Origin of the sequence: Leisingera sp., assembly GCF_034669605.1 — a bacterium.
Classification (GTDB): Bacteria; Pseudomonadota; Alphaproteobacteria; order Rhodobacterales; family Rhodobacteraceae; genus Leisingera.
Genome location: NZ_JAXMOX010000230.1, coordinates 1 through 6,746, shown reverse-complemented (window position 1 = coordinate 6,746; position 6,746 = coordinate 1). Strand labels below are relative to the sequence as shown.

Sequence of the window (6,746 nt, the reverse complement as noted above, 5' to 3'; positions counted from 1 at the left end):
CGGCACCGTCGACTGTGCGCGGAAACCAAAGCTGTAGCCGGCGGTCTGAGAGGTGCTGAGCGAACCGCCCATCTGGCCCAGTGTTTCCAGCGTGCCCATACAGGCATTCGCTGCAGAAAAGAAAAGGGGCGGCCCCGCTGAGGCCACCCCGGAAAGTCAAGATTGTTGCAAGCCTGAATCAGCCCAGAACCCGGCCTGCCACCGCATCCAGCTTGGCCAGAAGAGCCGGGTCGCGTTTCTCGGCTGCGGTCATAATGGCGTACTCCAGCGCCGTGTCGCAGCCATGCGGGCAACCGGCGCGCTCCTGGCCCAGCAAAGCGGGCAGGCGGCGGACCAGCTCGCGGGCATTGGCGGAGTTGCCCTGCAGGGTGGCAATGATATCAGTGATTTCGACCGCTCCGTGCTCCGGGTGCCAGCTATCGTAATCGGTGACCATGGCGATGGAGGCGTAACACAGCTCGGCCTCGCGGGCGAGCTTGGCTTCGGGCATGTTTGTCATGCCAATGACGTCGCAGCCCCACTGCTCGCGGTACAGTTTGCTTTCCGCTATGGACGAAAACTGCGGTCCCTCCATGCACAAATAGGTGCCGCCGTGGTGGATGTTGATACCAGCATCCTTGCCCGCCTCTTCCGCCGCGTTCGAGAGCCGTTCGCAGGTCGGATGCGCGACACTTACATGGGCGACGCAGCCGGTGCCGAAGAAGCTTTTCTCGCGTGCAAACGTCCGGTCTATGAATTGGTCCACCACAACAAAATCACCCGGCGCCATTTCCTCGCGGAACGATCCGCAGGCAGAGACCGAGAATACATCTGTGACGCCGAGCCGTTTCAGCGCGTCGATATTGGCGCGGTAGGGAACCTCGGTCGGAGAGTGCACATGGCCGCGGCCGTGGCGGGGCAGAAAGGCCATCTTCACGCCGCCCAAAGTGCCGGTCAGGATCTGGTCCGAGGGGGCGCCCCAAGGCGTGTCGACCGAGACCCACCCGGCGCCTTCCAGCCCGTCGATGTCATAAATGCCGGAGCCGCCGATCACGGCGATCATGGTCTCACGGGGTTCTGGTGCGGTCACGTGCTGCCCTCCTAATGCTGCTGATTGGGATATGCGCAAGCGGGGCCGGATTTGGCAAGCCCAAGGTGGTCTTCAGGGGCAGACACGCCTGCACCGCCTGTTCGGCGGTGTTTTGGGCAGGGCACTGCCCTCCGGCGGGAGTGTGCGGGTGACGATGAAGGGCGGGCACGAATCGCGCAGGAAGCGGACGCCGGCGTTTTCGTACGGGAGGCGGTGCCCTCCGTTTCGGTAAATGCGCTATACAACATGCAGCCGCAGCCGGCGAGGGGGTGGGCCGGCCGGCCGCACCCTTGCCCCATTGGCGTATTTCCGCTAGGGGCGGGCAGCGAATACCCTTCCTCCCGAGCACAGGTACCTGAGATGAGACGCGCAGCCATGGCTTTGCTGGCCAAGCAGATTTCCCCGCCCAACCTCTCGATCATGCAGGACGAGGGCTTTACCGTGGCCCGTGTCCGCACTGAGCTTCTGTCCGGCCTCACGGTGGCGCTGGCGCTGGTGCCCGAGGCGGTGGCCTTTGCCTTTGTCGCCGGGGTGCATCCTCTGGTCGGACTTTATGCGGCCTTTATGGTGGGTTTGATCACCGCGGTGTTCGGCGGCCGGCCGGGAATGATCTCGGGTGCGACCGGGGCATTGGCGGTGGTGATGGTGGCGCTGGTTGCCGATCACGGAGTCGAGTACCTGTTTGCCACCGTGGTCTTGATGGGGATCCTGCAGATTATCGCGGGGGTAATGCATTGGGGCAAATTCATCCGCCTGGTGCCGCATCCGGTGATGCTGGGGTTTGTGAACGGTCTGGCGATCGTGATCTTCCTGGCGCAGCTGACCCAGTTCAAGGATCCGGACAACACCGAGGCCTGGCTGGCGAATTCGCAGCTGGTGATGATGCTGGGGCTGGTCGGGCTGACCATGCTGATCATCTGGGGCGTGCCCAAGTTGACCTCGGTCATTCCTGCACCGCTGGCGGGGATCGGCATCGTGGCGGGCCTGGTGATTGCGGTTGGGATTGATGTGCCGACAGTTGGCGACATGGCCTCGATCAAGGGGGGCTTTCCGTCGTTCCACAACCCGTTCGGCACCGGTGAGGGGCTTTTTGGCACCGCGTTGGCGCCCTTCACGCTGGAAACGCTGTGGATTATCCTGCCTTATGCTGTGATCCTGGCAGCGATCGGCCTGATCGAGAGCCTGCTGACCCTGAACCTGGTGGGCGAGATCACCGGCAAGCGCGGCGGTGCCTCGCAGGAATGCATTGCGCAGGGCGCCTCCAATGTGGTGACCGGTTTCTTTGGCGGCATGGGTGGCTGTGCAATGATCGGCCAGTCGATGATCAACGTGAAATCCGGCGGCCGGACCCGGATTGCCGGGATTGCAGCGGCGCTGTTCCTGCTGGCCTTCATCGTCGTGGCCTCGCCGCTGATCGAGCAGATCCCGCTGGCGGCGCTGGTGGGCGTGATGTTCATGGTGGTGATCGGCACCTTTGCCTGGAACAGCTTCAAGGTGATGACCAAAGTGCCGCTGATGGACGCCTTTGTCATCGTGCTGGTGACCGTGGTGACAGTGATGACCGACCTTGCAATTGCGGTTGTTGTCGGCGTGATCGTCTCGGCGCTGGCGTATGCCTGGAACAACGCGCGCCGTATCCACGCCTATACCCGCGAGTCTGAGTCTGACAAAGGCGCCAAGGTTTATGAGATCGAAGGCCCGCTGTTTTTTGGCTCCACCGACGGATTCATCGAGCTGTTCGATGTGACCGGCGACCCGGATCATGTGATTGTGGACTTTGCCCGCAGCCGGGTGGTGGACCAGTCGGCGCTGCAGGCAGTGGAGACGATTGCCGGCAAATACGAGGCCGAGGGCAAGACACTGGTGCTGCGCCACCTGAGCCGCGATTGCCATCAGCTGCTGACCAAAGCGGGCCACTTGATGGTCGATAGCGATGACGACCCGGAGTATGAGGTGGCGGCAGATTACTCGGTCAAGACCGGGATTCTAGGCGGTCACTGACATTAAGCGGATTGTACAAGAAACCCGCAGTTCCAGCGAACTGCGGGTTTCTTTGTTTTGGAGCGGGCTTCTGGCTCTCCAGAGCGGCAGATGCTTGGCGCGGGGGTCAGTCGGGGGCGAGGGTTTCCAGCATTTCGACGTCGCCGGACAGCAGCGCAGGTTCGGCGCGGGAGATCAGCTCGGGCGGCCAGTCCCACCATTTCAGGCCGAGGAGCCGGGCAATCTGCGGCTTGGAGAAGCGAAAGCTGTGCACTGTGCCGGGATTGCCTGTGACGATGGCATAGGGCGGGATAGAGCCGCGCACCACGGCACCGGCGCCGATGATGGTGCCGTCGCCAATGCGGGCGCCAGGCAGGATCATCGCGCCGTAGCCGATCCAGACGTCATTGCCGATCACGGTGTCGCGGGTGTCGGGCTGGTAGCTTGCCATCTGCGCCGGGTCGAACACCGGGAACGGGTAGCAGCTGAGGCCTTCTTGCGCGTGATTGGCTGAAGCGGTGATGAAGCGCACCCCATGGGCGATTTGGCAGAAGCGGCCGATCACCAGCCGTTCGCGTGCGCCGGGGAACAGATAGGGGGCAAGATGCTGCGCCCAGTTTTCCGGCGGGTCGAAATCAGAGGCATAGCTGTAATCGCCCGTCTGAATATTCGGGTGGTCCAGCACCTGGCTCAGCATCACGGTGCCCGCGTGCGGCGCGCCGTCCGGCAGGATGATCGGGAGGCGTCTGGCAGGGTCGGGTAACGGCATGGCGGGCCTCAATCGTCGGGGCGGGTGAGCGGGAACAGGTCGCGCACCACAGAATAGTCGCGGTACCCGAGGCGGGCCAGGGGCTGGAAGGTGGTAACATCAAATGTTCCGTCCTTCAGGCACTCGTCGCGCAGGTGCACGCCGGTCACTTCGCCGAACACCACCTTGTTGGCCTCGCCCGGGAGGGTCACGATCCGGGTGAGCCGGCATTCCAGCGCCGCCGGCGATTCGGCGACGCGGGCGCAGGCGATGGTTTCGCATTCCAGCGCGGTCAGGCCTGCGTGGGCGAACTCGTCCTCCTCCTTGGGCAGCGCGCCGGCGCTGGCGTTCATTGCATCCCGCAATGCATAGGAGACCACATTGACGCAAAAGACGCCGGTGGCCTCGATATTGGCGACACTGTCCTTGGTGCCCGGCTGGTCGGGCTTGGCGCTGGTGGACGCAAACATCACCTGCGGCGGCGTATAGGCGACCGCGTTGAAGAAGGAGTAGGGCGCCAGATTGTTCACCCCGCCGCCAGAGCGCGAGGAGATCCATCCGATGGGACGCGGTGTGACAATGGCGTTGAACGGGTTGTGGGGCAGGCCGTGGCCGTCCTCGGGTCGGTAGAACATTCTTGCTTCCTGCTTTGGATTATTCAGCGGCTTAGGTGTTTGCCCAAGGCTTACGCGCGTGTTAGGCCGAATGCCAGCCTGCAGGGGCAGAATGCGGAGACAGGGCAGCGTGATCGAATTAATGGCAGAACAGCCGGACGACCGGTGGGAGGTCGAGGCGCTGTACGACCTGTGCTTTGCGCCGGGCCGCGAGGCGTTGTCGTCCTACCGGTTGCGCGACGGGGTTCCGCCGGTTGCAGGTCTCAGCCAGGTGGCGCGCGACAGTGACGGCATTCTGGCTGCGGCGATCCGGTTCTGGCCGGTTCTGGCCGGCACGGCGCCTGCGCTGCTGCTGGGACCGGTTGCGGTGCACCCGACACGGCAGGGCGAGGGGCTGGGCGGGTCTTTGATTCGCGACAGCGTTGCCAAAGCGGAGGAAACCGGCTGGGCACGGGTGATGCTGGTGGGCGATGCGCCCTACTACCGGCGCTTTGGCTTCACGAAACTGACCGGGGTTGAAATGCCGCCGCCGACCAACCCGGACCGGGTGCTGGGTCTGGCGCTGCAGGACGCGGCCTGGGACGGCGTTCACGGGCAGGTGCGCCGCTGGAAGGGTTGAATTCCCACCCTTGTCTGCCGATCTTTAAGACGGGAAAAGGAGGCGCGTGTGGCGGACGTTCTATCGACAGCGCGGGAATTTACCCCGCAGGATATTGAGGCTGAACTGGAGGCGCTGGCGCAGCGCCACCGGGCGGCGGGCGGTTTTGGCGTCGACCTTCTGAACCGGCTGGGCGGCAGCGGCGAAAGCCTGCTGGAACGGTTGCCGGACCCGGTGCGGGCCGGGCTGACAGGCGCGGCGGAAACCGCCCTCAGGGTTGCCATGAAGGGGGCCAGCCAGTCACGCCGCCTGGTAGCAGATCAGAAACCCGGCGTTGACCGGCTGGTGAGCGCTGCAATGGGCGCCGCGGGCGGCGCGGCGGGCCTGCCGGGCGCACTGGTGGAGCTGCCTGCAACCACGGCGTTTCTGCTCCGGACCATTCAGGGCGCTGCAGCGGCGGAAGGCTTCGACCCGGAGGCTGAAAGCGTGACCTTTGACTGTATCCAGGTGTTTGCGGCGGCTGGGCCTCTGGCCGGGGATGACGGCGCGGATCTGGGCTTTGTCTCGGTGCGGCTGGGGCTGCCGGGTGGTTTGCATAAGCTGATAGCTCAGGTGGCGCCCAAGCTGGGTGCAGTGCTGGGGCAAAAGCTGGCGGCCCAGGCGGTGCCGGTCGCCGGAGCCGTGGCAGGGGCCGCTGTGAATTATGTCTTTGCCGGTTACTACCGCGAAATGGCACATGTGCATTTCGGTCTCAGGCGGCTGGCGGTAGAGGCCGATGTGCCGCAGGAGGAGCTGGCGGCAAAGCTGCGGCAGCGGCTGCAGAGCCCGGACGCGGCGCGGTAGGAACAGACACCTCTTGCACTTGCCGTAGAGGGGGATTTAATCATCCCTTCCTGTTAAGAGGGAAAGCATGATTCAATACAGCCTCAAATGCTCCGAAGGCCACAGTTTCGACAGCTGGTTCCAGTCGGCGGCGGCTTTTGACAAGCTGGCGGCTGCCGGCCTGGTGTCCTGTGCTGTCTGCGGCGGCGCGCAAGTGGAGAAAGCCATCATGGCGCCGCGGGTCCGGACAGGCCGCAAAGCGGTATCTGCCGTGGGTGAACCGGAACAGCAGGCCGCGCGGCCTGCGGCCCCCGAAGCTGCGCCGGCGCCGCCTGCAGGTCCCGGCGTGCTGAGCCGCCCCGCTGGGAAGGTCGAACAAGCGATTGCCGATCTCCGCAAGAAGATTGAGGAAAACTCCGATTACGTCGGCGGCAGCTTTGTTCAGGAGGCCCGGGCAATGCATCTGGGCGAGGCGCCGGAGCGGGCGATCCATGGTGAGGCAAAGCTGGAAGATGCGCGGGAACTGATCGAGGAGGGCGTGCCGGTTTTACCGCTGCCGTTCCGTCCCGGGCGCAAATCAAACTGAAGGGCAGAGCAAAGATGCATGCAGTTGTAACAGGAACCAGCCGCGGCATTGGCAAGGAGCTGGTGAAACGGCTGCAGGAGGCGGGCTATGAGGTGACCGGCACCTCGCGCGACCATTCCTCCGGAGTGAAACTGGATGTCTCCGATCCCGGTCAGCAGGCGCGTTTTGCCGCCCAGATCAAGAACCGGCCGGTGGACCTTCTGGTCTGCAATGCCGGGGTCTATATCGACAAGAAGATGGGGATGGAGGACTATTCGGCTGAGGTCTGGGCCAAGACCCTGGCCGCCAATGTGACCGGTGTGTTTCTGACGGTGCAGGCGATGCTGCCG

8 protein-coding genes are annotated in these 6,746 nt (G+C 64.2%); 5 read left to right on the top strand and 3 right to left on the bottom strand.

Going from position 1 to position 6,746, the window contains the following annotated elements:
* Nucleotides 1-178: 178 nt before the first annotated feature.
* Nucleotides 179-1,042, bottom strand: a complete 864-nt coding sequence (locus VOI29_RS21180; protein ID WP_323783427.1) for an S-methyl-5'-thioadenosine phosphorylase — start codon at nucleotides 1,040-1,042, stop codon at nucleotides 179-181.
* Between the two features lie 387 nt (nucleotides 1,043-1,429).
* Between VOI29_RS21180 and VOI29_RS21175 the strand changes: the two genes are divergently transcribed.
* Nucleotides 1,430-3,070: a SulP family inorganic anion transporter gene (locus VOI29_RS21175; RefSeq protein ID WP_323783425.1), complete on the top strand. Its 1,641-nt coding sequence runs from the start codon at nucleotides 1,430-1,432 to the stop codon at nucleotides 3,068-3,070.
* A 106-nt stretch (nucleotides 3,071-3,176) separates the two neighbouring features.
* On the opposite strand, the gene VOI29_RS21170 is transcribed toward VOI29_RS21175, so the two are convergent.
* Both VOI29_RS21170 and VOI29_RS21165 read right to left on the bottom strand, forming a co-directional pair.
* A complete protein-coding gene (locus VOI29_RS21170) occupies nucleotides 3,177-3,818 on the bottom strand; it encodes a CatB-related O-acetyltransferase (RefSeq protein WP_323783423.1) in 642 nt (213 codons plus the stop codon).
* Nucleotides 3,819-3,826: 8 nt separating this feature from the next.
* Nucleotides 3,827-4,432 carry a flavin reductase family protein gene (locus tag VOI29_RS21165; protein ID WP_323783420.1) on the bottom strand — a complete coding sequence of 202 codons (606 nt, stop codon included), beginning with the start codon at nucleotides 4,430-4,432 and terminating at the stop codon, nucleotides 3,827-3,829.
* Nucleotides 4,433-4,523: 91 nt separating this feature from the next.
* Between VOI29_RS21165 and VOI29_RS21160 the strand changes: the two genes are divergently transcribed.
* The 4 genes from VOI29_RS21160 to VOI29_RS21145 form a co-directional block, all read left to right on the top strand.
* On the top strand, nucleotides 4,524-5,030 hold the full coding sequence (locus tag VOI29_RS21160; RefSeq protein WP_416361572.1) for a GNAT family N-acetyltransferase: 507 nt from the start codon (nucleotides 4,524-4,526) through the stop codon (nucleotides 5,028-5,030).
* A 48-nt stretch (nucleotides 5,031-5,078) separates the two neighbouring features.
* A complete protein-coding gene (locus tag VOI29_RS21155) occupies nucleotides 5,079-5,852 on the top strand; it encodes an EcsC family protein (protein ID WP_323783418.1) in 774 nt (257 codons plus the stop codon).
* Between the two features lie 67 nt (nucleotides 5,853-5,919).
* Nucleotides 5,920-6,417: a DUF1178 family protein gene (locus tag VOI29_RS21150; protein ID WP_323783416.1), complete on the top strand. Its 498-nt coding sequence runs from the start codon at nucleotides 5,920-5,922 to the stop codon at nucleotides 6,415-6,417.
* A 14-nt stretch (nucleotides 6,418-6,431) separates the two neighbouring features.
* On the top strand, nucleotides 6,432-6,746 hold a 315-nt coding region (locus tag VOI29_RS21145), incomplete at its 3' end, for an SDR family oxidoreductase (RefSeq protein ID WP_323783414.1).

What these genes read in the sequence shown, in the direction of transcription:
- VOI29_RS21180 (WP_323783427.1), bottom strand. Translation starts at nt 1,042, where the DNA reads ATGATCGCCGTGATCGGCGGCTCCGGCATTTATGACATCGACGGGCTG.
- VOI29_RS21175 (WP_323783425.1), top strand. Translation starts at nt 1,430, where the DNA reads ATGAGACGCGCAGCCATGGCTTTGCTGGCCAAGCAGATTTCCCCGCCC.
- VOI29_RS21170 (WP_323783423.1), bottom strand. Translation starts at nt 3,818, where the DNA reads ATGCCGTTACCCGACCCTGCCAGACGCCTCCCGATCATCCTGCCGGAC.
- VOI29_RS21165 (WP_323783420.1), bottom strand. Translation starts at nt 4,432, where the DNA reads ATGTTCTACCGACCCGAGGACGGCCACGGCCTGCCCCACAACCCGTTC.
- VOI29_RS21160 (WP_416361572.1), top strand. Translation starts at nt 4,524, where the DNA reads ATGCGGAGACAGGGCAGCGTGATCGAATTAATGGCAGAACAGCCGGAC.
- VOI29_RS21150 (WP_323783416.1), top strand. Translation starts at nt 5,920, where the DNA reads ATGATTCAATACAGCCTCAAATGCTCCGAAGGCCACAGTTTCGACAGC.